Origin of the sequence: Vibrio sp. SCSIO 43153 (assembly GCF_023716625.1) — a bacterium.
In the GTDB taxonomy this organism is placed as follows: domain Bacteria; phylum Pseudomonadota; class Gammaproteobacteria; order Enterobacterales; family Vibrionaceae; genus Vibrio; species Vibrio rotiferianus.
Window position 1 is genome coordinate 3017172 of sequence record NZ_CP071855.1, and the last position, 24741, is coordinate 3041912.

Here is a 24741-nt window from a genome sequence, read left to right on the forward strand (position 1 = left end):
AAAAGATAAATGCTTATCTCTCTTCTAGCATTTTTACGATCTGGTTGGCTACCACTTTTGCACTCTGATCGTCAGTACGAACTGTGTAATCCGCTACTTCTTCGTATAGAGGGTTACGTTCGCCTGCCAAACTTTCCAATACTTCACGAGGGTTGTCAGTTTGAAGTAGAGGACGCTTCTTGTCGCGGTTTGTGCGAGCAAGTTGCTTTTCAATAGTTGTTTCTAGGTAAACAACAACACCACGTGCTGAAAGACGGTTGCGGTTTTCTTTGCTCTTTACAGAGCCACCGCCCGTTGCTAGCACGATGCCTTGCTCTTGAGTTAGGTCTTCAAGTACAGCTTCTTCGCGTTTGCGGAAGCCTTCTTCACCTTCAACATCAAAAACCCAAGCGATATCTGCACCCGTGCGTTCTTCGATCACTGTATCAGAGTCCACAAACTCCATATGCAGTTGCTGTGCTAGGTGTCTACCAATTGTACTTTTGCCGGCGCCCATTGGGCCAACAAGGAAAATATTACGTTTCTCAGCCATATTTAGCGGTAATTTACAACGTTAATTCAATAAGATCGCCACAAGAAAACACAGCTAAACCGCTGTTATACAAGGCTTGTGGCACCAATTCCTCACAGATAATTCGTGATAAGACCCGAAATTATCCAAGCATGGTGCCTCTAATGCAACTTTATTTTTGATCTGATCGCCTTTTTATCTGTGAATCTATCACTGAATTACTACCTTAGGCGTAACAAAGATCAACAGCTCACTCTTACCTACATCTTCATAAGTACGGCGAAATAGAGCGCCCAACAAAGGTAAATCTCCAAGCAGCGGAACTTTGTCAATTGTATTACTGACACTATGTTGGAAAATGCCGCCTAAAACAACGGTTTCACCATTATTTACTAACACTTGCGTGCCGATTCGCTGTGTATCAATCGCGACCGCTTCTCCAGTCCCAGTTTTAACAACTTTACCAGGTCTATCCTGGGTCACGCTGAGATCAAGAACTAAGCGGTTATCGGGCGTTATCTGGGGGGTGACTTTTAGACTCAATACTGCTTTTTTAAAAGTAATGGTCGTTGCACCACTGGAGGAAGCCTCTAAGTAAGGAATTTCTGTACCTTGCTCGATATAGGCAGGCTTTTTGTTTGTCGTTACCAAACGCGGACTTGAGATGATTTCAGCCTTAGATTCTTGCTGTAGAGCTGAAAGCTCCAAATCCAATAGAGTGTCAGAGCCCAATTTAGCGACTTGAAAAGCGATGCTGCTTGCATTTGTCGATGCAGCTGCCAAATTGACATTCAGAAAGTCATCAATTCCAACTGTGCTTCCATCCTCAGCATTACCACCTTCGTCGTATAAGCCAATCGCAGCCAAGTTATTCTCAATTGAACCACCAACCATGTTATTACCATTAATAGAAGTAAAGCCCCAGCGAACACCTAATTCATCTAGGTTCCCCTCTTTCACGGTCACAATTCTGGCCTCTATCTGAACTTGCTTAACAGGAATATCAAGAGACTCAACAATCTCACGTATTACTGCGATATTTTCTGGTAGTTCACGGATAAGTAGAGAGTTTGTACGTTCATCAATGGTCATACTGCCACGGACAGACAGCATGCTAATATTCCCTTCACCATTGATCATTTGAGCAATATCTGAAGCTTTAGCAAAATTAACTTTGATTATTTCTGAAGAAAGCTCTCCTATTTCTTCTTCTAATTTCAACTTCTCCAATTGCTGCTTTTCACGTAAGTCCAGTTCTTCTTTTGGTGCGACTAAAATAACGTTGCCATCAACGCGTTTATCTAGCCCCTTAACCTGCAGAATAATATCTAGTACCTGCTGCCATGGCACACCATCCAAGCGTAACGTTAAGTTCCCCTCAACAGAATCCGAGACCACCAAGTTGAAATCGTTGTAGTCAGCGATCAACTGCAAGACATTTCTTACCGGTATATCTTGAAAGTTAATAGAGATGAGCTTGCCTTCCTTCTCAAGGATACTTTTATCTGGCACCTTTTCATTAGGTTTTAAGCGTGCAACTTTTACTTCGAGATATCTCCCCGTAAGCCTGTAATCATGTGTATAGTCACCTTCAATGTGCGCCAACAATCTAGTTGTTGCTGCATCTCTAAAAACTTCTACGCTATCCACTGCGGTAGAGAAATCCTTAACATCGAGCAAGTAAAGCTGGTTGTCTTCAACAGAAGTATTCAACAAATCAATACTAAGCCCTTCTTGAACTCTTTTGACATCTACAATCGCTGCAGGTGAAGCGAGTTCAACAATAATGACCGCTTCTTTATCTTTGTTAGTCCTGAAATCAATACTTTTCAATGCATTGGATGACGACTCTTCCGCCCAAACAAAAGGAGCCATTAACAACAAACTCCATAACCACAAGAGTTCAAATAACTTCCTGTATCTCAATGTATATCCTTGTCTCATTTCTCTTACTCAATTCTAAAAATCAAAACGGAATTACTTATCTCAGAGCTAGCTTTACTTTGCGTTTTTGCCAACACCCTAAGCCATCGGGTAAAGTCTCGTTAATTAGTAAATACGAATGCGTAACGTGAGTTACTTTGCCATTATTTTTTCCGATGTACTGACCAGCATGAACCTTGTATACGGTTCCATTGGGAGCCTGTACTAACCCAGAGACACTATTTCCCATCCCCATAACACCTTTTAGTCTCAACTGGCTTAGAGGAAAATGCTCCAGCTTGCCACTTCGTTTGCGGTTTGAAGGTTGCCAACAATCTTTTCGAGCAACTGGCTGAGATGCAATTGTCGCTTCCTTAGGTAGCTCAAAAGGTGCTCGTTGAGCTTTTGCTTGGTATGCAGCAACCGCGAACTCTTCAATAGGCTCAAGTTGGGCGACATCTCGCCTAGCATCAGTTTCGACTTGACGAATATAATCATCAAGAGAGTCGTCGTTGGCTTGACATCCAAGGAGGGCAGCACTGATCACTGCCAACAACAAGACATTAGCTTTCATCTTGTTTTTCCTCTGGCTTAAACTGATAAGTATTGGCTCTAACTCGAAAATGTAAGGTTTCACTCTCTTGACTGACTCTCTGCCAAGTCACATCCTTAAATGTAATGATGCGAGGAAGCGTTGCTATCGCTTGTGCGAAGCTCCCAATATCATGAAATGCGCCAGTAAGTTCGATATTCAATGGGAGCCTATACAAAAATTGTTCAGATTGTTTCTTCCCCCAATCGATCCGTGTGAAAGTCAGATTATTATCGATGCCAAGTTCGTTGACAGAAGCAAGCATTGTGGCCAGCTCTTTCTGTGCTGGTAATTGCTGCAATAGATATTCATATCGATGAGTCAGTTCATCCAATTGAGCTTGCAGTTTGGGTAATGCTGCGACCTTATTGGCTTTGATTTTCAACATTACTTTGAGTTTCTGCTCTTCGGCGATTAACGAGTTCAAACGCTGTTTATCCGGCTTAACAAAAGCCCAATAGCCCCCTGCTAGTAGAACTATTACCAATAAAAAAACGACCAAAGACTGGGGTAATAGAGGCCAATCTGTTATTTCATCTAATTCTAGTTCTTGCCAGTTGCTCATTGTGGCTCCTCCTGCCTAGCCACAACTAGACTCGCAGGTTTCTGGAACAAGAATGAAACCTTGAAAGTTTGAAACTCCTTACCAAAACGTGCTTTTCCATGAACAATAGAGTGCATCTCAACATCCATGAGAGCAGAAGACCGTTCAAGATTATCTAACATGGTTGCAAGTCGAGAGGTGCTATCACTTATCCCACTAATCTCCACTTCTCTATCATCCATTTTGATTTTGTCGACATAGACACCTGACGGAATAGCAGAAGGCATAAGATTCATAAACTCAGTCGTTTTATTACGTCCTTTTTGCAAACCCTCCACAACCTTTAACCTTGTTAAGATTTTGCTATGCTCTTGCTCTGCAATTTTCATATCGGCAATACGCTGATCGAGTTCATGAATATAAAGTGTGAGGTAATCTAGGCGTTCTTGTTGCATGCGTTGTTGGTGCTCAAAATAAAATGAGATGGCCCATTGCAAGCCAACAGCGACAAAAACTCCAAGGATGAGTAGTCCAAAAAACCTTCGACGATGCTCTTCTCTCTTCGCCTCTCTCCACGGTAATAAGTTAACGGGATGCAACATGGCTCCCCCTTTGCCAGTCAATAGCTCTTATTGCTATACCAGCCGCAGTTACAAAACGCTGCCAGTCAACATTTCTTCTTTTACGCTTCGGAACCTTCATTTCAAAAAGACTAAATGGATTCAACAATTCACAATCCAGTTGTAACTGACGCTCCAACGTTTCTGCGAGCATTAAAGTGGATGCGCCTTCACCGACAAGCCAAATACCACGAATATCTCGTTCACCATTCATTGAGCTGTAAAGTTGAAGCTGTCTCTTTACCCTATCTGCCGTTTCATGGTTAAACCTTTCCACTTTCTCTTGTTCGCTCGCATTCTCCTCAAGAGATGTTTGAAGGTTATTGATAACTTGCTCTAAGCCTGATGAAAACTCCTTATAAAAGAACTCACCTTGAGCGGTAAACATGGAAATAGAACAGTTTCTTTCTCCCACATAAAGCAAACAGTATTGCGCTTTTTCAGGATGCCGCTCTGTCGCCAATTGCCATATTGCTCCCTGAGAGTGAGAGTGAACGTCAAGCAAAATAGGTGTCAGGCCAGCCTTTTCAATTGCCTGTTTTCGACTTTCTACCACCTCTTTTCTAGTAGCAAAGACTCGAAAACCAGCAACCTCATTTCCTTTGCTGTCACAGTTCGGCACAAAATCTAAACTTAATTCCTCAATTGGAAACGGAGACTGAAGAGAAAATGCCTGCATGATTGCAAACTCAACCTCACTTTCTTCCAATTGAGAGTCAAGCTGTAAGCTTTTGCTAATTACAGCGCTATCTGGAATAGATGTAGCCGCTTTTCGGTGTAATAGTGGTAGTTCTTTTTTTATCTCTTTTAGGGTCTTTACAATTTCTTGATGATTTATTGTATGGTTTTCAGCGACAATAGCGTCGTTTAGCACTATTTCTTTATAACCTAGCAAGGAGTACCCCTCCTTTGCTGGCTTTAGTATTACGGCTTTTAGGCTATTGTGACTAATATCAATGCCCGCAACTGTTAACTTATCCATATAGACTCTCGCTCCGAAATTTCTTCGTGCAAAGGTTGTTATTAGCATCTAAATAAGAGTTAATATCTTGATTGCTAATTTTTTTACCTAGAGTACTAGGGTTTACCGTTATACAGCCTCAACCAATCAGGGATTCTCCGGTGAAGTTCATAAAGCGTTTATTATTTTTAACATTGATTTGCATAATTCTTGGAGTGACCACAATTTTTGGCTTCTATCAATATGTGAAGCCTGAATTGCCAGATGTTGCGACATTAAAAAATGTTGAATTACAAACACCTATGCAAGTTTATAGTCAGGACGGGAAGCTGATCGCACAGTTTGGCGAAAAGCGTCGCATTCCTGTAACTTACGATGAGATTCCTCAGGATCTGATTCATGCGCTGATTGCAACTGAAGATAGCCGTTTCTATGAGCACCCTGGTATTGATCCGATCGGTATTACTCGTGCCGCTGTTGTTGTTGCTCTATCAGGCTCAGCTAAGCAAGGTGCAAGTACCATTACCCAGCAGCTAGCACGTAACTTCTTCTTATCTAATGAGAAGAAAATCATGCGTAAAATCAAAGAGATCTTTATAGCAATTCACATTGAGCAACTTCTTTCTAAACAAGAAATCATGGAGCTATATGTCAACAAGATCTTCCTAGGTTATCGCTCTTATGGCTTTGGCGCTGCGGCACAGGTTTACTTTGGTAAGAGCTTAAATGAGTTAAGCCTAAGTGAAATCGCCACGCTAGCAGGCATGCCTAAAGCACCTTCGACAATGAACCCTCTATATTCTCTAGACCGTGCTACTAAGCGTCGAAATGTCGTTTTGATGCGTATGCTGGATGAAAAATACATTACTCAAGAGCAATATGACGAAGCGCGCTCAGAGCCAATTGTGGCCCGTTACCACAGTGCCGAGATTGAGCTTTCTGCCCCATATGTTGCAGAGCTAGCACGCTCATGGGCGGTAAAAGAGTACGGTGAAGAAAAGGCTTATACTTCAGGACTAAACATCTACATGACGGTAGATTCAAAACTGCAAGACGCTGCCAACAAAGCCTCAATCAACAACATCCTTGCTTACGATGAACGTCACGGCTACCGCGGTGCTGAGAAGGTGCTATGGAAAGAAGGCGAAAGCTCTTGGGATACTGAGCAGATTGAAAAACATCTAAAGAAACAGCCAACATACGGCCAACTGTACCCAGCGGTTGTCACCGAAGTTGACGACAAAACTGCACAGGTTTGGGTGAAGAACAACGATGAGCAAACCATCGCTTGGACAGGTATGAACTGGGCACGTAAATATCTGACCGATGAACGCCAAGGCGCTGTACCAAAATCAGCGAAACAGATTTTAGAATCAGGCCAACAAGTCTGGGTTCGTGAAATCAGTACTACAGATAAAGAAGGTAACACTACCCATAGCTGGAAACTAAGCCAAGTGCCTAGTGCAAACACAGCATTTGTGGCCATGAACCCAGAAAACGGTGCCGTCTTGTCTTTGGTGGGTGGTTTCAACTTTGTCCATAGTAAATTTAACCGTGCGACTATGTCTGTACGTCAGGTTGGTTCAAGTATCAAACCTTTCATCTACTCAGCCGCAATCAACAAAGGTCTAACCCTTGCCTCTTTGGTCAACGACGCACCGATCAATAAATGGGATGCAGGTTCTGGTTCAGCATGGCGTCCAAAGAACTCACCACCGACTTACATCGGCCCTACTCGCCTACGTATCGGCCTAGCTCAATCAAAGAACGTCATGGCAGTACGTACTCTGCGTGAAGTTGGCTTAGACGAAACTCGTGAATACCTAACGCGCTTTGGTTTTGATATTGATGAAGTACCACGCTCTGAGACCATCGCTCTGGGTGCTGGTAGCTTAACACCAATGAAAGTTGCACAAGGCTACTCCGTGTTTGCCAACGGTGGTTACTACGTAGAACCGTTTTATGTTGATCACGTAGAAGATTCATTCGGTGAAGTGGTATTTAAAGCAAATCCGAAAGTGATCTGCCAGCACAACTGTCCTCAAATGGATGAGCAGGCTCCTGCAGAAGATAAGTTTGTCGCTGAATTTGGCGAGCAAGATGTCACAGCAGATAGCATTGCACCAGACAACGCACTAGAAAACGACACTCCACAATACGCGAAGCAAGTGATCTCAGCGCAAAACGCATTTCTAATGCGTGAGATGATGTACAGCAATATATGGGGTGGAGGTAGCTGGCGTGACGGCACAGGCTGGAATGGTACTGGTTGGCGTGCACAGAAACTGGATCGTCGCGATATTGGGGGTAAGACAGGAACCACCAACGATTCGAAAGACACTTGGTACAACGGCTACGGCCCTGGGATTGTGGCAATTGCGTGGGTTGGTTTCGATGACCACTCTCGTACACTAGGTCGAACGACAGTAAACAGCAACCTTGGAAAAGGACAAATATCTGGCGCTGAATCCGGAGCGAAAACCGCAGAACCAGCTTGGATTGACTTCATGCACGTAGCGCTCGATGGTGTACCACAGCAAGGTAAGTCTATTCCAGATGATATCGTTCGTGTGCGTATCGACCGCGATAGCGGCCTATTGACGCATAAAGTCGACGGTTCATCCATGTTCGAGTACTTCGAGAAAGGCACTGAGCCTACTGAATACGTCGGTAACAGCCTAGAAGATAGCATCTACTCTGGTGGTGGAAGTTCAGAAGAGCTGTTCTAATACCGAATTAGTGATATGAAAAAAGGGAGCCATTGAGCTCCCTTTTGTTTATCTGGATTATCTGATTAAAGCAAAAACTTAGGCTGCAATAGAGCTTTGCTTTGCTTCAAGAATATTCTTAATTGTCGCAGCTAATGCTTCGAAACGCGCTCGCAACGGCGAACCAGGACGATAAACCAATACGATACTGCGCGAAGGTGTTGGATTGACAGCAGGAACGTAACATACGCCATCTTTCTTCTTCTCATGCGGCACAGATAGCTGTGGCAGTAACGTAATGCCTGCACCTGCAGCCACCATGTTACGCAACGTTTCTAAGCTAGTTGCTTTAAAGCGTTCATCATCTTTTGCACCTGCAGCAAAACAGAAGCCAAGAGCTTGGTCGCGTAGGCAATGACCATCGCCCAACGCCAATACCGTTTTACCGTTCAGATCGAGCATTTCGATATGATCAAGACCAGCCCATTCGTGATCACAAGGCACTGCAACACTTAGCGGCTCGTTATAGACCTCAATCTCTTTGAACGGTGCTGTTTCATCGACTGAAGCTAAAACAAGACAATCAAGCTTACCTTCTTCCAATTGGCGAACCAACTGATGAGTTTGAGCTTCATGTAAGAACAGCTCTAAGTCTGGAAACTCTTCTTTAAGATGAGGAACGATTTTAGGTAAGAGATAAGGGCCGACAGTTGGGATAAAGCCAATGTGCATTGGGCCAGTCATGGCACCACTTTGACCACTCGCCATATCTTTAAAGGTTTTCACTTCACTTAAGATGCGTTTTGCTTGCTCCACCAGTTGCAAACCAGAATCAGTAAACAGCACGCGACGGCTGCTTCTTTCTAGCAACGCTGTACCTAATTCGTCTTCCAACTTACGAATCTGGCCACTTAAGGTTGGCTGACTAACGAAGCAGGCTTCCGCAGCTTTTCGGAAATGCTTGTGCTCCGCAAGCGCCACCAAGTACTCAAAATCTCGGATATTCATACGTACGATTCGCTTCTTGTTTGGCGATAGAAATAATCTATCAAAACCATAGCATTAAACGATTAGAGCTATCAAAGTTTTTTTTCAATAATGAGCTCAACAAAACGAAACTGAGCGACAAATAACGCTAAGCTCGAAAACGAATTATTTCATAGATTTAAAAAGGAAATCATCATGTTTGCATCAAAAGAAGGTCAAGCTGTACCACAAGTTACTTTTCCGACTCGTAAAGGTGACGCATGGGTGAACGTAACCACGGATGAACTGTTTAAAGACAGAACGGTTATCGTATTCAGCTTGCCAGGTGCGTTTACTCCGACGTGTTCGTCGAGCCACCTACCTCGTTACAACGAGTTGTTCTCAGTATTCAAAGAACACGGCGTGGATGAAATTCTATGTGTATCAGTCAACGATACGTTTGTAATGAACGCATGGAAAGCTGACCAAGAAGCAGAAAACATCACCTTTATTCCAGATGGTAACGGTGAGTTCACAGATGGCATGGGTATGCTAGTAGACAAAAACGACATCGGCTTCGGCAAGCGTTCATGGCGTTACAGCATGCTAGTGAAAAACGGTGTGGTTGAGAAAATGTTCATCGAACCAAACGAGCCAGGCGACCCGTTCAAAGTATCTGATGCAGACACGATGATGAACTACGTTGCACCTGAGTACAAAACTCAAGAATCGATCACTGTGTTCACTAAACCAGGCTGTCCTTTCTGCATGAAAGCGAAGCAAAATCTGATTGACCACGATCTTCAATATGAAGAAGTGATTTTGGGTAAAGACGCAACAACCGTAAGCCTACGTGCAATCTCTGGCCGTACAACGGTTCCTCAAGTCTTCATCGGTGGTAAACACATCGGCGGTAGCGAAGAACTAGAAGCTTACCTAGGTTAATAATTTGCCTAACGGGCTTGGGTTGGCAATCTAGCTGTCCATAACTCAGCCCTCGGCCTCTCGGTGCATCCCTCGCTCGGGAGGCCATCCCCCTGTAAACAAAAAGCCTCGTTATACACGAGGCTTTCTTAATCCAAACTTATCAATTCAAGAATCAATAGAGTGGTGGTTATGCAGTCATCATTGCGTAACGGCTAACAAGCACAATTGCGGTAAAACCAATTGTGAAGAAACCACCAGCAAGGCCTAGTGCTACTTTAAGTTCTGTCGACATTATTATTTTCCTATTGTCTGGCTGACGGCGCACCATACACAAATTACGTGCTACACACGTTTCACCAAGCTAATTTTCCATTTTTGGTTTGATAGACGTGATACTAAAACCAGACAAAGAAAACCTAAAACGTGAGTTAGGGTTATAATCAGGGACAAATAGGTAGTATGGATAGAACAATGGCTTGTCGCGGTTGCCAAGAGCATTGGTTTTGGAAAAAGATCGGTCGTTGCCAACGATGTATGGATCAACTGACGGTATTATCGGTCCTATGCTGGATCGTATGGTGGTTTGCGTTTAAAGATGATCCACAGAGTATTGAGTCGATCGCGCTGATCTTTGCGGGCTTTGCGTTTAATGGCTTGCTGTTTTTACACCTTTGGATGCGCTTCGTTATATTTCCGTGGCAGCGCCGTCGTAGAAAACAAAGTAAGGATGAGCATCGCTCAGATGACAGATAGAAAAAAGCCCCAAAACCAATACCGGTTTTGGGGCTCTCTTAGATTCTTCTAAGAAAAAGCAGTGGTACTTTAATAGACCGGGCTTCCTCCTAAAGGTTCCAAATTTTTTCCTGTTTTTTTAGTATTTTCTTAAATACTCATAGAATCATTAACCTAGGCCACATTGCTTTTTTGGATCAATTGCTCAAACAAGTTGATCTCTAATGCCACCTCGTCACACGCATGCTGACGTGGACACTGATCGCAATCTTTCAGTACTTTCTCCGGAAGCAACGACTTCGAGGTTGGTAAGAAGCTTTGCTTCATAAAGAACTCAGGCGTACGTGTCAGCACAAACACTTTCTTAATCGCCATCTGACGCGCCTTATCAACTAGGTAGTTCACTATCGCACTGCCCTGTCCCTGACCTTGCCACCCTGCTTCAATACCTAATGAGCGAACCTCAGCGAGACCAGAATCGTACACGTACAGAGAAGCACAACCCGTTACCTCACCATGGTGTTCAGCCACTGCAAAGGAGCCAATATCACGTACCAACTCATTGCGTGAGCGTGGTAGGTTCTCGCCCATATTTGCCCAATACGCCACCATGCCTTCCAGCGTTTCGATATCTGTCAGACGTGCAGGGCGTACTTTGACTGCTGAAGTATCACGTTGAGATAGGCGCTTGTCTGCTTGGTCGACCGCATAAGCCACTTGCTGCGGCGACACGCCACCAAGCGCACAACGTTTCTCAAGGCATGAATCGATGGTCAAGATGTCATATACATCCGCCTCAATCACTTCAGAGAAGGATTTCAATTCTTCAATCGACAACTCTTCTAGCGCACAGCCTTTGGCAATTGCACCAACCACAGCAACACCGACGATATGGTGCGCTTCACGGAATGGGATACCTTTCGCCACTAGGTAATCCGCCAGCTCAGTTGAGTTTGCGTAACCTTGCTTCGCAGCTTCTAACGTGCGCTCACCATTAACCTTGATACCATCGAAACACAGAGCCGCCATTTCCATGCAGTCATTCCATGTATCGAGCGCATCGAACAGACCTTCTTTGTCTTCCTGCATGTCTTTGTTGTAAGCCAATGGCAGCGCTTTCACTGTCATCATCATGCCAGCAAGCGCGCCGTATACACGGCCAGTCTTGCCACGAATAAGCTCGAGTGCATCTGGGTTTTTCTTCTGTGGCATCAGCGAAGAACCTGACGTTACCGTATCGGCTAATTCAATAAAGTTAGATTCACCCGAATTATAGAAGATCATGTCTTCTGCCAAACGAGATAGGTGTAACATCGAGATAGACGCGACCGACATCAGCTCCATCACATGGTCACGGTCAGAAACCGAGTCTAGAGAGTTACGTGTCGCACGGTGGAAACCAAGGTTGTGAGCCAGCTCTTCACGGTCGATTGGATAAGCGGTACCCGCAAGTGCGCCAGAGCCGAGCGGACACGTATCCAAACGCTTAAGGGCATCACTCAAACGTGAGTAATCGCGTTCAAACATTTCAACATAAGCCAAACACCAGTGAGCAAATGTCACAGGCTGAGCGCGTTGTAAGTGAGTGTACCCCGGAAGAACAGTGCCTTGATGCTGCTTGGCAACATCGACCATCTGAGTTTGTAGGCGATCAAGTGCAATCAACAGTTGTTGACCTTGCTGACGACACCAAAGCTTGAGATCGGTTGCCACTTGGTCGTTACGAGAACGTCCAGTATGGAGTTTTTTACCTAGGTCTCCGACTTTGTTGATCAACTGCTGCTCGACCCAAGAGTGGATATCTTCCGCATCTGAGCGCAGGATTTGATGTGGGTCTTCCATCACTTCAAGCTTGAGTTCATTCAGTGCCAATTCAAGCTTTTGTTGTTCATCTGCAGATAACACGTCAACCGACAGCAATGCTTTAGACCACGCAATTGAGCCTACGATGTCTTGCTCAGCCAATCGGTAATCGAAACGCAACGAATCGTTGAAGTCTTTAAATCTGGTGTCTGCCGCTTGGGTAAATCTTCCGCCCCATAATGCCATTGCGTCTCTCCTGATGACTATTGCTTACGCTAACGTGTTACTCATTAAGTGTTGACCAAATCGGTGGTCATTTGCTCACTTTTTCTTATGCCCCAACGTTACGATAATCGCAGATAAAAATAAAGTAGAAATTCAATATTTTTACATATTTATTCATGATTATTTTATCTTTATGCCTCTGAGGTTAGCAACAACAAAAAAGACCTGCCGAAAATGGGCAGGTCTTTTACTTCATAAGGCGTTAAATTGGCCTATTTTTTCTGACTGTTCAACGCACGAATACGGCTAGATAGCGAGTACAGACGGATAAAGCCTTCAGCATGGCTTTGGTCATAAACTTCATCTTCACCAAAAGTAGCAAACTCTTCAGAGTACAAACTGTTATCCGAACGTTTTTGCGTTACTGTTGCGTGACCTTTGTAAAGCTTCACAACCACTTCGCCATTCACGTCTTGCGCGAGCTCTTCAGAAGCCGCAAGAATAGACTTACATAGCGGCGTGAACCAACGACCATCATAAACAAGGTGCGATGCTTTCAGACCAAGCTCCTCGCGGAATTCAAACGACGCTTTGTCTAGCACAAGTTGCTCTACTGCACGTAGCGCTTCCATCATGATGGTCCCACCCGGAGTTTCGTAGCAACCACGAGACTTCATACCCACTAAACGGTTTTCTACGATATCGATACGGCCAACACCGTGCTTCGCACCTTTCTCGTTTAGGTAAACCAACGCGTTGTATGGTGTCATCGCTTCGCCGTCCACCTCAACAACTTCACCTTTGACAACTTTCAACGTCACGGTTTCAGCTTCATTCGGTGCTTGCTCTGGGTCTACAGTCCAAGCCCAGCAATCTTCATTTGGCGCATTCCATGTATCTTCTAGAACGCCACCTTCTGTAGAAATGTGCCATGCGTTCGCATCACGCGAGTAAATCTTAGTAAGAGAAGCCGTACAAGGGATATTGCGCTCTGCTAGGTAATCCAGACATTCTTCACGGCTCACTAGATCCCACTCACGCCAAGGCGCAATAACATGCAGATCTGGTGCTAGCGCTGCAAATGCACCTTCAAAACGTACTTGGTCGTTACCTTTACCGGTACAGCCATGACACAGAGCGTCAGCACCCACTTTACGTGCGACTTCAACCTGCGCTTTGGCAATAATTGGACGCGCCATTGATGTACCTAGTAGGTATTTACCTTCGTAGTAAGCACCCGTTTTTAGCGTCGGGTAAATGTAATCCGCTACCATTTCTTCTTTCAGGTCAGCGATGTAGCACTCAGAGGCACCAGAAGCTTTTGCTTTTGCTTCAATGCCTTCTAGCTCTTCTGCACCTTGACCAACATCGGCAACGAAAGCCACCACTTCACAGTCGTAATTCTCTTTTAGCCACGGGATGATTACTGAAGTATCTAGACCGCCTGAGTATGCGACTACCACTTTATTTACGTTCACTTTGCTCATGTTTTTTCTCCAAACTTAACTGGCGCTGCTCTCGGCGGTCAGTGCCAACCACTTCCTAATGTTGAATTCTTTAACTGTTTTGCTTCTGCTTTATTGAGGCAGAAACTGCGTTCCAATACTTTCACCCGCGAATAGCTGGGTCAGTTTCTCTGGGTAACGCCATGTCGCGACTTCGATAGGACGACCAAGATCATTGGCGGCCTCCAAAGCGGCTTTAACTTTGACGATCATGCCGTCGGTGATCACTTGCCCTTTGATCAACGCATCGGCTTCTTGCTCAGATAGCGTTTTGATCAAATGCCCTTTGCCATCGAGTACACCACTCACATCAGACAGAAGTACTAACTCCGCATCTAACGCTCCGGCCACGGCAACCGCAGCTTGGTCCGCATTCACATTCATCATCTGACCTTTTTCAGTCAGACCAATTGAGCTGATGATCGGCAGTGCACCTGCGTTTAGCACCGCTTGTAATAGGGTTGAATCACCCGGTGATGCTTTGCCGACAGCTCCTAGTTCTGGGTCAAGCTCTTCAACATGACATAAACCACCATCAGCAAGGCTAAGGCCCACCGCATTCAGGCCATCAGAAATTGCTTGGCCTTGCAGTATCTTGTTCGCGGTACCAGCAAGCGCGCCCACAATCACAGGAATTTGATCGTAAGGTGTTACGCGTAGACCGTTTTTCTTTACGGTTTCAAGCTGAAGCTTTGCCATCAACTCATCAACTAGATAGCCACCGCCATGAACGATGGCGATTTGTCGCTGCGCCGACTTTTGGTAAGCCGCAATGGCAGCAAACAGTTGGCTTAAGGTTTTAGTGCAAGATAGAGCTGCACCACCGAGCTTAATGACTAAAGGAGCTTGATTGGTTTGCGTCATCGCATTTCCCTCTTTCAACGACTACAGCAACGCTGTCAGTTCTGGGTAACCGTAATGAATATTGAGACATTGCATCGCTTGACTCGATGCACCTTTAAGTAGGTTGTCGATTGCCGAAATCACAATGATGTGTTCGCCTTGTACCTTCCAGCCGATATCGCAGAAAGGCGTATTTTCAACATCCTGAATACGTGGAATACCATCACCTTTAAGGCGAACCGCTGGCTTTCCTTGGTAAGCTTGTTCGAATGCTTGTGCTACTTGTGCTTCCGTCACACCTTGCGTCAACTTCATAGTGATCGTTGCAAGAATGCCGCGCTTAAAGTTGCCTAGGTGTGGCGTGAAAATCACATCGCAACCTAAGTGCTGAGCAATCTCTGGTTGGTGACGATGGTTAAAGACACCATAAGGTTGCAGGCTCACTTCGCAGAAACTGTTAACCATAGAGGCTTTGCGCCCAGCACCTGATACACCGCTGGTTGCGTTGATCACGGGCCATTGGTTGGTATCCAGTAACGCATGTTCTAATAAAGGTTTGATTGCAAGCTGAGAAGCGGTTGGGTAGCAACCTGCTACCGCAATCAAAGGAGTGGTTTTTATCGGTTCTTGGTTCCACTCTGCTAAGCCATACGCCGCTTTATCTAGCCAGTTATTATGTTGATGCTCGAAGCCATAAAAGGTGTTGTAGAAGCCTTCGCTTTTCACACGGAATGCACCCGATAAATCGAATACCTGACATCCCGCCTCTAAAAAGATAGGAGCCAAGTCGTGGCTTACTTCATGTGCTGTGGCCAGAAAGACCACATCAGACACTTGAGCGACTTGCTCAGGGTCAGTCAGTGGTGAAACTGGCATATCAATCACACCCGCTAACTTGCCGTGCAATTGAGCAATATTCTTTCCTGCATCTACGCTATTGGCGGAAACGTATAAACCTGATAGCGTGAGTTCAGGGTGTTTGTTGACCATTAAAGCCAACTCTGCGCCGGTGTAGCCGCTGGCTCCGATAATCGTGGTTTTTAGCATTACATGACATCCATATACTTAAAGCTCAAAATGACTATTCATATTTAATTTTTGCTTTATTTTGATTTTTTATTCATTAAATATGATTTAATATGTGTTTTACATTTTTGTGCTCTGTCTGTCAATAGGAGAATTGAAGAATCCATGCAATTACCAAGTTTTCTAGAGGTCTATGAAGGACTGATCAGTACCTCTTCGATCAGCTCAACCGATCCAAGCTGGGATCAAGGCAATGCCAAAGTGATCGAGAAGCTAGCTTCTTGGTTTAAAGATCTTGGCTTCAGCGTTGAAGTGATCGAAGTGGAACCAGGCAAACACAATATGATCGCACGTATGGGCGAAGGTGAAGGTGGTCTACTTCTAGCTGGTCACAGCGATACCGTGCCATTTGATGAAGGACGCTGGAGTTTTGATCCACATAAGCTGACCGAGAAAGACAACCGCTTTTACGGTTTGGGTACGGCCGATATGAAAGGCTTCTTTGCCTTTATTTATGAAGCGGTAAAGAAAGTCGATTGGAGTAAGCAGGACAAGCCACTTTATGTATTAGCGACCTGTGATGAAGAAACCACCATGCTGGGTGCGCGTCATTTTACTGAGAATGCGCCTTTTAAACCGGACTACTGCATCATTGGTGAGCCCACCAGCCTAGTGCCCATTCGTGGTCACAAAGGGCATGTGGCAAATGCCATTCGCGTAACCGGCAAATCCGGTCACTCATCCGATCCAGCGCTCGGCGTCAACGCCATTGAAATCATGCATGAAGTCATGTTTGCTATGATGCAACTGCGTGACAAGCTAGTAAAAGAATATCACCATCCGGGTTTTGCCATTCCAAGCCCTACCCTAAACCTTGGTCATATTCATGGTGGTGACAGCGCAAACCGCATTTGTGGTTGTTGTGAACTGCATTACGACGTGCGCCCTCTTCCTGGGATCAGTCTTGATGGTTTGGAGAACATGCTGCGTGGCGCATTAAAAGAAGTCGAAGCGAAATGGCCAGGCCGATTAGAGATTATTCCCCTGCACGAGCCAATTCCGGGTTACGAATGCCAACATGACCACCCATTTATTGGTGGTGTTGAAGAGATCTGCCAAACCAGTTCAGAAACCGTTAACTACTGTACTGAAGCACCATTCCTACAGCAATTGTGCCCAACCTTAGTTCTCGGCCCTGGTTCTATTGACCAAGCCCACCAGCCAGATGAATTCCTATCTTTCGACTTTATCGACCCAACCATCGATGTGCTATCACGCGCAATGGTAAAATATTGTTGCTAGTCGCATTCTGTACTCGCTTCACAATGCAGCTCGATTGAGCTGCATTTTGTTCTCTTTACCACTATTCTTCTAGCACGCTATACCCTTCTTTTAACGGCCATTTTGTAATTAATTTTCACTTCTACTGAGATAAGCTGGCCTAATTTTGCTCTAAATCAGGTCAGCAGCGGAATAATTGCAAACTTACTCTGCTTTATTTGACTAGAACTGGTGATTTTCGCTAGATTGGAGTCTTAACAAGGACAATGGATGTAGTTTTTTTACGAGGCAGGATGACAATGAACGAGAAATACGCCGCACTTAAAAGCAATGTGCGCATGTTGGGCCACCTTCTGGGCAACACAATTCGCGATGCCCATGGCGAAGAAATCTTCGAGAAAGTGGAAACCATTCGTAAATTATCCAAATCAGCCCAAGCTGGAAATAATGCTGACAGAGAAAGCTTAATTGAAGAAATTAAAAGCTTACCCGATGAGCAATTGACGCCTGTTACCCGCGCGTTCAACCAATTTCTAAACCTGACTAATATTGCTGAGCAATACCATACCATCTCACGCCACTGTGAAGAGCATATCTGCGAACCTGACGCAATTAACTCGCTGTTCTCAAAGCTGGTGCAAAATGATGTAAGCAAGTTAGACACGGCACAAGCGGTTCGCGACCTGAACATTGAACTGGTTCTAACGGCGCACCCTACCGAGATCACTCGTCGTACCATGATCAATAAACTGGTTAAGATCAACGAGTGCTTATCTAAGCTAGAGCTAAGCGATCTCTCTTTCAAAGAACGTAAGAAAACCGAGCGTCGCCTTGAACAACTTATCGTGCAAAGCTGGCACTCTGACGTCATTCGTCAACAACGCCCAACACCGCTTGATGAAGCAAAATGGGGCTTTGCGGTAGTAGAAAACTCACTATGGGAAGCGGTACCTGACTTCCTACGTGAAATGAATGACCGCTTGAAGTCTTACCTAGGCGAAGGTCTACCAATTGATGCTCGCCCAGTGCACTTCTCATCTTGGATGGGTGGGGACCGCGACGGTAACCCATTTGTAACCCACAGCATAACTCGCGAAGTATTACTGCTGTCTCGTTGGAAGGCAGCTGACCTTTACCTCAACGACATCAACGAGCTGATCAGCGAACTGTCGATGACCGTTTGCAACGACAAGGTTCGTGAGCTTGCGGGTGACGATCAGCACGAACCATACCGTGCGATTTTAAAACAGCTACGTTCACTACTAAACGAAACCAAAGACATTCTCGACGCGAAAGTCAACGGCCAAAAACTGGCAGTCAAAGCTCCACTACAGAAAGTAGAACAGCTTTGGGAACCACTTTACGCGTGTTATCAATCACTAAACGAATGTGGCATGGGAGTGATTGCTAATGGCTCACTACTGGATACACTGCGCCGCGTTAAAGCATTTGGTATTCACCTGGTTCGCCTCGATATTCGCCAAGAAAGTACTCGCCACGCAGATGTACTATCTGAACTGACTCGTTACCTAGGCATTGGTGACTACGAGCAGTGGAGCGAGCAAGACAAGGTCGCTTTCCTAACAAACGAACTGGCCTCTAAACGCCCTCTTCTGCCTCGAGACTGGGAACCATCAGAACCAGTTAAAGAGGTTTTAGATACCTGTAAGATTGTTGCTGCGCAGCCTCGTGAAGCATTTGGTGCTTATGTTATCTCAATGGCGCGTACCGCTTCTGATGTACTTGCCGTACACCTACTGCTGCAAGAAGCGGGCTGTCCTTACCGCATGGACGTGTGTCCATTGTTCGAAACGCTAGACGACTTGAACAACGCGGAAGCCGTCATCAAACAGCTGATGGGCATCGACCTGTACCGTGGCTTTATCCAGAATCACCAAATGGTGATGATCGGCTACTCTGACTCTGCAAAAGATGCAGGTGTAATGTCGGCGGGCTGGGCTCAATACCACGCGATGGATTCACTGGTTAAGGTTGCAGAAGAAGAAGGCGTTGAACTGACGCTATTCCATGGCCGTGGCGGTACGATTGGTCGCGGTGGTGCGCCAGCACATGCTGCACTACTATCTCAGCCACCTAAGAGTCTAAAAGGTGGTCTGCGTGTAACAGAACAAGGCGAGATGATTCGCTTTAAGCTTGGCCTACCAGATGTTGCGGTAAACAGCTTCAATCTGTATGCAAGTGCTATTCTAGAAGCGAACCTACTGCCACCACCAGAGCCTAAGCAAGAGTGGCGTGACCTAATGGATGTCCTGTCTGAAGTCAGCTGTGAAGCGTACCGTAACGTCGTTCGCGGTGAGCCTGATTTCGTCCCTTACTTCCGTCAAACAACACCTGAACTAGAGTTGGGCAAACTACCTCTGGGCTCTCGTCCAGCGAAACGTAATCCAAACGGAGGTGTAGAAAGCTTACGTGCGATTCCGTGGATCTTCTCTTGGAGTCAAAACCGTTTGGTTCTGCCTGCGTGGTTAGGTGCAGGTGAAGCCATTCAGTACTCTGTAGACAAAGGCCACCAGGCGTTACTGGAAGAGATGTGTCGTGAATGGCCATTTTTCTCTACTCGCTTAGGTATGCTCGAGATGGTTTACACCAAGTGCAACATGGATATCTCCCGCTACTATGATCAACGCTTAGTTGAAAGTCAGCTGTTGCCATTAGGTGACCGCCTGCGTGATCAACTTCAGCAAGACATCAAGTCCGTTCTGAATGTAGAAAACAACGAGAACTTAATGCAGAGTGACCCTTGGGGTCTTGAATCCATCCGTCTACGTAACATCTACGTTGAGCCATTGAACATGCTTCAAGCTGAGCTGCTGTACCGAACTCGCCAAACTGAGGAGCCTTCTGCAAACTTGGAAGAAGCCCTAATGGTGACGATCGCTGGTATCGCAGCAGGTATGCGTAACACTGGTTAAACTACGCAGAAAAACCAAAAGGCTGAGCGAAAGCTCAGCCTTTATTATTACCCACCAATCACTTTCACTCTCAGAACAAGAAATAACCAGTAAATAACTCCAAAGAAAAAACAAAAAGTCCCAACAACATAAAACAAAACACTACCAAAAAACACTATTGAGTATTTTATTAGTTTTTTGGGGTAATTTTGTCCTAGTATTCCACTTCATGCTTATTATTTATATACTACTTGCCTGCTGGAAGCTCACAAGTCCAATCAAATAAGCTCCAGCTCGATGGGCACCCCATCACTCTAGGTGATAAACGGCTTTAAGGTGACAGGACCAACATTGTTGGTGCTATTTACACATTAAAAAACTCAAGCGTCATTAAGAACGCAACTGAAAGTGTAGATAGCTTGTTTACAAGTTTATTGACCATTTGGATTGAAGACATGTCATTACCACACGTAATCTTAACTGTACTTAGCACTCGCGACGCTACCGGTTACGACATCACTAAAGAATTCTCAGCTAGCATCGGTTACTTCTGGAAAGCAAGTCACCAACAAGTTTACCGTGAACTAAACAAAATGGCTGAGAAAGAACTGGTTACTTGCGTATTAGAACCTCAAGAAGGCAAACCAGACCGCAAGGTTTACTCAATCACTGACGCTGGCCGCAGCGCGCTGGGAGAGTGGTTTGATCAACCAACAGCACACCCAACGGTACGTGACGAATTCTCTGCGAAACTGATCGCTTGTGCAGTACAACCTGCGGCACCGTTCCGTGATCAACTTTCTGAGCTTGTAGAAGAATCTCGTAAGCTGGTTTCTCACTACAAAGAAATCGAAGCAGCGTACTACGCAACACCATCAACGCTAGACAAACAAGCGCGTCTAGAACGTCTAACACTTCGTCGTAATCTAATGCTACGTGAAGCGTGGATTAACTGGGCGGAAGAAGTACTGACTGAACTTGAAGTGATCGGCTAATTCTGTCACTTAAATTGAAACGAAAAAGGCTTGCCGATGGGCAAGCCTTTTGTCTATCTGGGAAAGCGTATTAAGCGCCAACAGCCACTTGTGGGCGTACGCCTAGAGTATGGCATAACGCATAAGTCATCTCTGCACGGTTAAGCGTATAGAAGTGGAAATCTTTCACCCCTTCACGGCTTAGTACACGCACCATATCAATCGCTTGGCTAGCACCAACGAGCTGGCGTGTCACAGGGTCATCATCCAAGCCTTCAAACTGCTTGCTCATCCAACCTGGTACTTTCACATTGTTCTGCGCCGCAAAGCGAGAGGCTTGCTTGAAGTTTGAAACTGGCAAGATGCCCGGAACAATTTCTACATCGATACCTGCCGCAACACAGCGGTCACGGAAACGTAGGTAAGACTCCACATCAAAGAAGAACTGAGTAATCGCGCGGTTAGCACCTGCATCCACTTTACGCTTTAGGTTAAGAAGATCCGATTGGGCGCTTTTCGCTTCTGGATGTACTTCTGGAAATGCCGCCACTGAGATATCAAAATCATGACGCGCTTTAAGCAACTCTACCAAGTCCGATGCGTACATATCTGGCGCACCACCACCTGGTGGAATGTCACCACGTAAAGCTACGATGTTTTTGATACCGTTATTCCAGTAATCATCAGCAATATCGATCAACTCATCACGAGTTGCATCGATACACGTTAGGTGGGGTGCAGCCACAAGGCCGGTCGCCGCTTTGATTTCTTTAATGATTGAGTGAGTTCTGTCACGCTCGCCTGAGTTTGCGCCGTACGTTACAGAAACGAATTTTGGTTGAAGAGTTTTAAGACGATGTACTGAGTTCCACAGTGTTTCTTCCATCTTCTCACTGCTTGGTGGAAAAAACTCAAATGAGACGTTGATATTATCTGATAGTTCAGCGATGTTCTGGTTTAAGGCATCAATGTGCCCTGCATGCGTATATCCCATCTTACTCTCCCTGTGGCAACTCCACCACGAAATCAAAATTCCTCAAATCGACGTTTAGACGTCCATATGTCTACAGAATGTATTGAATACGATTTAATGTCAACCTTGTAATTATGAATTTTTTTCAAGTTCATAATGAGGATAGTTCAAGTTGCTGTACGGCTAATCCTTAGCCGAAATTTCCTATTCAGTATGGCATTGTCAAAATAATAAAAAACCCCGGAGATAGTCCGAGGTTTTGTTGTCGTTCGCAAAAATTGGTTTGGTCAGATTAGAACAAACCTGCCAAGCGATTCAGGTCTGATTGAATCGCCCCAGCGGTCACTTCACGCCCTGCACCTGGACCACGAATCACTAATGGATTGTCTTTGTACCACTTACTCTCAATAGCAAAGATATTGTCACACGGTAGTAAGTTTGCCAGTGCATGTTCACGTGATAATGCTTCAACACCCACCGTTGCTTTGCCATTACGCTCTAAACGCGCGACATAACGCAACACTTGGTCATTTTTCTGCGCTTTGGTCAGACGCTCTTGCAGAATCTCACTTAGTATATCGCCATGATCAAAGAACGCATCCAAGCTCAATTCTCGCAATTCCTCCGGTACAAGTGATTCCACTCTCACGTTCTCCGGCTCAATATCTAAACCTGATTCGCGAGCGAGGATAACCAGTTTACGCATCACGTCAGATCCATCTAAATCAGAGCGAGGGTCGGGTTCAGTCAAACCTTGTTGCCATGCTAAATCGACCAGTTCAGCGAACGGCACTGAGCCATCAAACTGCTGGAATAACCACGATAGCGTGCCAGAGAAGATGCCTGATAGTGCGACGATATCATCACCACTTTCACGCAAATCTCGAACGGTATGGTTTATCGGCAGCCCTGCACCAACGGTGGCATTGTACAGCCAGTGGCGACCAATCTTAGCAAAAGCGTCTTGTACTTGGTGGTAATATTGACTGTCCGCCGAGCCTGCCACTTTGTTCGCTGAAATCAAGTGAATACCTTGCTGCGCAATTTCCACATAACGTGTCGCCAACTCTTTACTCGCCGTGACATCAAGTACGACTGCTTCATCGAAGTTTTGTATCGCGCCGAGCTTCGTCAACCAGTTGCCATCATTCTCGATGCTTTCATCATCAAAGCGCTGAGCAACTGTTGCTGCATCGATACCATTTTCATCGAACCAATAAGTCTGGCTATCGACCACTGCCACTAGCTCAAAGCTCATACCGTGACGTTTTTCGAGCTCTTCTTTTTGCTCAGAAAACAGCGCTAACCAACTTGAGCCAATGTTGCCTTTACCGCACAAGGCGACAGCAACACGCTTCTGTGCTTGAAACAGTTGGCTATGAATACTTTGCACTAACCCTTCCACTTCTGCGCGGCGTAACACCGCGACCAAGCTCAAGCCAGATTCCGCCTCAGAAATAAACTCCACCGGTGAATGCTTTAGCTGTTGGTAAAAACCAAAGCAGTGATTTGCGTTTTTTGTCACGCCAGCACCGACGGCAGCCAGCAGTGAGTAGCCTTCTTTGAGTTTGATCTCTGCTTCAACGGCTAACTCTTGCAGATAAGCTAATGCCCCGCCTGCAATCTCAGCGGTGTAAGCCAAGCGCAAGGTTTGCTGATCCTCTTGTGCTTCAAACGCTAATGGCTCCAGTTGGGCACGCTTTAAGGCTTGCAATACTTCTTTCTGCGCACGCTCAAAGTCGTGACCGTGGATAAAAGACAGTTGAACCAACAACACTTCATCAAGAGACGTAATGATTTTAGCACCGCGACCTGAAGCCAATACGCGCTCAATACGCGTTGAGCCTGATTCCGGTTGATAGCTGCATTTGAGGTTCAAATCCATCGTACTTTGAGCAACAGGCTGAAGCGTGCGGCTATGCAGCACCGGCGCAGCCAAACGTGCAAGTTCACTCGCCTCATCTAAACGCAACAGTGGCAACAAGCAAGCATCCGACACTAAACGTGGGTCAGCACTGTAAACGCCAGCAACATCGCTCCAGATGGTCACTGTGTTTACCTCAGCCAATGCACCAATCACCGTTGCTGAATAGTCAGAGCCATTACGCCCCAGCAGTACCGTCTCACCCGCTTCGTTTTGTGCCATAAATCCGGTGATGATTACGCGTTTATGGTTGTGTTGAGTCAATGCTTCTTTGATCAATGCATAAGAGCGAGCTCGGTCGACTTCTGGCTGTGTTCCAGCTTCTGCGCGTAAAAAGGTGCGAGAATCTTGCGCTACCGCAGGAAGATCCTGTTGTGATAACAGTGCAGCCAGTAAGCGTGACGACCATACTTCACCATGCCCAAGCACTGCTGCTTTTTGCGCTTCTGTAAGTGGCGCAGTTAACTCTGCTAGGGTACTGAATTCATCTTGAAGAGATGCAAGCAGTTGCGCTTGTACTTCACCTTCTAGTAAAGCTTCTACCAATTCAGTTTGGAACTGTCGCAAGCTCTGCAACGCTTCATGGGCAATGCGACCGTCTTTATCTAAGCCTTCTAAAAACTCGATCAAGCGATTGGTGGTTTTCCCTGCCGCAGAGACCACCACCAAGTCATTTTCTGCCGAATACTCTTTAAGAATAGTCACCACGCGCTGGTAGCATTCTGGGTTCGCTAAGCTGCTGCCGCCAAATTTATGCAGCTGACGTTGTACACTCATGATATTTCCTCTCC

General features: G+C 45.5%; 19 protein-coding genes. 6 read left to right on the forward strand and 13 right to left on the reverse strand.

The window, feature by feature from the left end; genetic code table 11:
* Window positions 1-13: 13 nt before the first annotated feature.
* The 6 genes from aroK to pilM form a co-directional block, all read right to left on the reverse strand.
* Window positions 14-532 (reverse strand): shikimate kinase AroK, encoded by a 519-nt coding sequence (aroK, locus tag J4N37_RS14380; RefSeq protein ID WP_010443904.1) that lies wholly within the window; start codon window positions 530-532, stop codon window positions 14-16.
* A gap of 189 nt (window positions 533-721) precedes the next feature.
* Window positions 722-2455 carry a type IV pilus secretin PilQ gene (locus J4N37_RS14385; RefSeq protein ID WP_033008928.1) on the reverse strand — a complete coding sequence of 578 codons (1734 nt, stop codon included), beginning with the start codon at window positions 2453-2455 and terminating at the stop codon, window positions 722-724.
* A 37-nt stretch (window positions 2456-2492) separates the two neighbouring features.
* Window positions 2493-3008, reverse strand: a complete 516-nt coding sequence (locus J4N37_RS14390; RefSeq protein WP_010443909.1) for a pilus assembly protein PilP — start codon at window positions 3006-3008, stop codon at window positions 2493-2495.
* A complete protein-coding gene (locus tag J4N37_RS14395) occupies window positions 2998-3591 on the reverse strand; it encodes a type IV pilus inner membrane component PilO (protein WP_071236468.1) in 594 nt (197 codons plus the stop codon). The genes J4N37_RS14390 and J4N37_RS14395 overlap by 11 nt, the downstream gene beginning before the upstream one ends.
* Window positions 3588-4172, reverse strand: a complete 585-nt coding sequence (locus J4N37_RS14400; protein ID WP_252041242.1) for a PilN domain-containing protein — start codon at window positions 4170-4172, stop codon at window positions 3588-3590. The genes J4N37_RS14395 and J4N37_RS14400 overlap by 4 nt, the downstream gene beginning before the upstream one ends.
* Window positions 4156-5172: a type IV pilus assembly protein PilM gene (gene pilM, locus J4N37_RS14405; protein ID WP_252041244.1), complete on the reverse strand. Its 1017-nt coding sequence runs from the start codon at window positions 5170-5172 to the stop codon at window positions 4156-4158. The genes J4N37_RS14400 and pilM overlap by 17 nt, the downstream gene beginning before the upstream one ends.
* Before the next feature lie 140 nt (window positions 5173-5312).
* Between pilM and J4N37_RS14410 the strand changes: the two genes are divergently transcribed.
* The gene (locus J4N37_RS14410; protein ID WP_010443931.1) at window positions 5313-7880 is read left to right on the forward strand and encodes a penicillin-binding protein 1A; all 2568 of its coding nucleotides are present in this window, start codon (window positions 5313-5315) and stop codon (window positions 7878-7880) included.
* A gap of 78 nt (window positions 7881-7958) precedes the next feature.
* Here the strand turns inward: J4N37_RS14410 and oxyR are convergent, their stop codons facing one another.
* Entirely contained in the window at window positions 7959-8867 is a 909-nt protein-coding gene (gene oxyR, locus J4N37_RS14415) for a DNA-binding transcriptional regulator OxyR (protein WP_010443932.1), read from the reverse strand.
* Between the two features lie 174 nt (window positions 8868-9041).
* On the opposite strand from oxyR, the gene J4N37_RS14420 reads away from it, so the two are divergent.
* Window positions 9042-9770, forward strand: a complete 729-nt coding sequence (locus J4N37_RS14420) for a redoxin family protein (RefSeq protein WP_010443933.1) — start codon at window positions 9042-9044, stop codon at window positions 9768-9770.
* Window positions 9771-10223: 453 nt separating this feature from the next.
* Entirely contained in the window at window positions 10224-10505 is a 282-nt protein-coding gene (locus tag J4N37_RS14425) for a DUF3624 domain-containing protein (RefSeq protein WP_038885605.1), read from the forward strand.
* 153 nt (window positions 10506-10658) lie between these two features.
* Here the strand turns inward: J4N37_RS14425 and argH are convergent, their stop codons facing one another.
* The 4 genes from argH to argC form a co-directional block, all read right to left on the reverse strand.
* Window positions 10659-12533 (reverse strand): argininosuccinate lyase, encoded by a 1875-nt coding sequence (argH, locus tag J4N37_RS14430; RefSeq protein WP_252041246.1) that lies wholly within the window; start codon window positions 12531-12533, stop codon window positions 10659-10661.
* Between the two features lie 251 nt (window positions 12534-12784).
* Window positions 12785-13999 carry an argininosuccinate synthase gene (locus tag J4N37_RS14435; RefSeq protein ID WP_010443936.1) on the reverse strand — a complete coding sequence of 405 codons (1215 nt, stop codon included), beginning with the start codon at window positions 13997-13999 and terminating at the stop codon, window positions 12785-12787.
* 90 nt (window positions 14000-14089) lie between these two features.
* A complete protein-coding gene (gene argB, locus J4N37_RS14440; protein ID WP_252041248.1) occupies window positions 14090-14881 on the reverse strand; it encodes an acetylglutamate kinase in 792 nt (263 codons plus the stop codon).
* Between the two features lie 21 nt (window positions 14882-14902).
* Entirely contained in the window at window positions 14903-15907 is a 1005-nt protein-coding gene (argC, locus tag J4N37_RS14445) for an N-acetyl-gamma-glutamyl-phosphate reductase (RefSeq protein WP_010443938.1), read from the reverse strand.
* Window positions 15908-16051: 144 nt separating this feature from the next.
* Here argC and argE point away from each other — a divergent pair, with 144 nt between their 5' ends.
* The 3 genes from argE to J4N37_RS14460 all read left to right on the forward strand — a co-directional run bounded on the left by argE (window position 16052) and on the right by J4N37_RS14460 (window position 21074).
* The gene (argE, locus tag J4N37_RS14450) at window positions 16052-17188 is read left to right on the forward strand and encodes an acetylornithine deacetylase (RefSeq protein WP_010443939.1); all 1137 of its coding nucleotides are present in this window, start codon (window positions 16052-16054) and stop codon (window positions 17186-17188) included.
* Between the two features lie 278 nt (window positions 17189-17466).
* A complete protein-coding gene (gene ppc / locus J4N37_RS14455; RefSeq protein ID WP_071236463.1) occupies window positions 17467-20100 on the forward strand; it encodes a phosphoenolpyruvate carboxylase in 2634 nt (877 codons plus the stop codon).
* Window positions 20101-20534: 434 nt separating this feature from the next.
* Window positions 20535-21074, forward strand: a complete 540-nt coding sequence (locus J4N37_RS14460; RefSeq protein ID WP_010443942.1) for a PadR family transcriptional regulator — start codon at window positions 20535-20537, stop codon at window positions 21072-21074.
* A gap of 70 nt (window positions 21075-21144) precedes the next feature.
* Here J4N37_RS14460 and metF read toward each other — a convergent pair whose 3' ends face one another.
* Window positions 21145-22047, reverse strand: coding sequence for a methylenetetrahydrofolate reductase (metF, locus tag J4N37_RS14465; RefSeq protein ID WP_005432740.1), 903 nt, complete (start codon window positions 22045-22047; stop codon window positions 21145-21147).
* A gap of 271 nt (window positions 22048-22318) precedes the next feature.
* A complete protein-coding gene (locus tag J4N37_RS14470) occupies window positions 22319-24727 on the reverse strand; it encodes a bifunctional aspartate kinase/homoserine dehydrogenase II (RefSeq protein WP_252041250.1) in 2409 nt (802 codons plus the stop codon).
* Between the last annotated feature and the right edge of the window lie 14 nt (window positions 24728-24741).

Excerpts from the sequence above, each read along its gene's own strand:
- J4N37_RS14470 (WP_252041250.1), bottom strand. The coding sequence starts at position 24,727 with ATGAGTGTACAACGTCAGCTGCATAAATTTGGCGGCAGCAGCTTAGCG.
- J4N37_RS14390 (WP_010443909.1), bottom strand. The coding sequence starts at position 3,008 with ATGAAAGCTAATGTCTTGTTGTTGGCAGTGATCAGTGCTGCCCTCCTT.
- J4N37_RS14460 (WP_010443942.1), top strand. The coding sequence starts at position 20,535 with ATGTCATTACCACACGTAATCTTAACTGTACTTAGCACTCGCGACGCT.
- J4N37_RS14420 (WP_010443933.1), top strand. The coding sequence starts at position 9,042 with ATGTTTGCATCAAAAGAAGGTCAAGCTGTACCACAAGTTACTTTTCCG.
- argC (WP_010443938.1), bottom strand. The coding sequence starts at position 15,907 with ATGCTAAAAACCACGATTATCGGAGCCAGCGGCTACACCGGCGCAGAG.
- pilM (WP_252041244.1), bottom strand. The coding sequence starts at position 5,172 with ATGGATAAGTTAACAGTTGCGGGCATTGATATTAGTCACAATAGCCTA.
- J4N37_RS14395 (WP_071236468.1), bottom strand. The coding sequence starts at position 3,591 with ATGAGCAACTGGCAAGAACTAGAATTAGATGAAATAACAGATTGGCCT.
- J4N37_RS14385 (WP_033008928.1), bottom strand. The coding sequence starts at position 2,455 with ATGAGACAAGGATATACATTGAGATACAGGAAGTTATTTGAACTCTTG.
- metF (WP_005432740.1), bottom strand. The coding sequence starts at position 22,047 with ATGGGATATACGCATGCAGGGCACATTGATGCCTTAAACCAGAACATC.
- argE (WP_010443939.1), top strand. The coding sequence starts at position 16,052 with ATGCAATTACCAAGTTTTCTAGAGGTCTATGAAGGACTGATCAGTACC.
- aroK (WP_010443904.1), bottom strand. The coding sequence starts at position 532 with ATGGCTGAGAAACGTAATATTTTCCTTGTTGGCCCAATGGGCGCCGGC.
- J4N37_RS14425 (WP_038885605.1), top strand. The coding sequence starts at position 10,224 with ATGGCTTGTCGCGGTTGCCAAGAGCATTGGTTTTGGAAAAAGATCGGT.
- argB (WP_252041248.1), bottom strand. The coding sequence starts at position 14,881 with ATGACGCAAACCAATCAAGCTCCTTTAGTCATTAAGCTCGGTGGTGCA.
- oxyR (WP_010443932.1), bottom strand. The coding sequence starts at position 8,867 with ATGAATATCCGAGATTTTGAGTACTTGGTGGCGCTTGCGGAGCACAAG.
- argH (WP_252041246.1), bottom strand. The coding sequence starts at position 12,533 with ATGGCATTATGGGGCGGAAGATTTACCCAAGCGGCAGACACCAGATTT.
- J4N37_RS14400 (WP_252041242.1), bottom strand. The coding sequence starts at position 4,172 with ATGTTGCATCCCGTTAACTTATTACCGTGGAGAGAGGCGAAGAGAGAA.
- ppc (WP_071236463.1), top strand. The coding sequence starts at position 17,467 with ATGAACGAGAAATACGCCGCACTTAAAAGCAATGTGCGCATGTTGGGC.
- J4N37_RS14435 (WP_010443936.1), bottom strand. The coding sequence starts at position 13,999 with ATGAGCAAAGTGAACGTAAATAAAGTGGTAGTCGCATACTCAGGCGGT.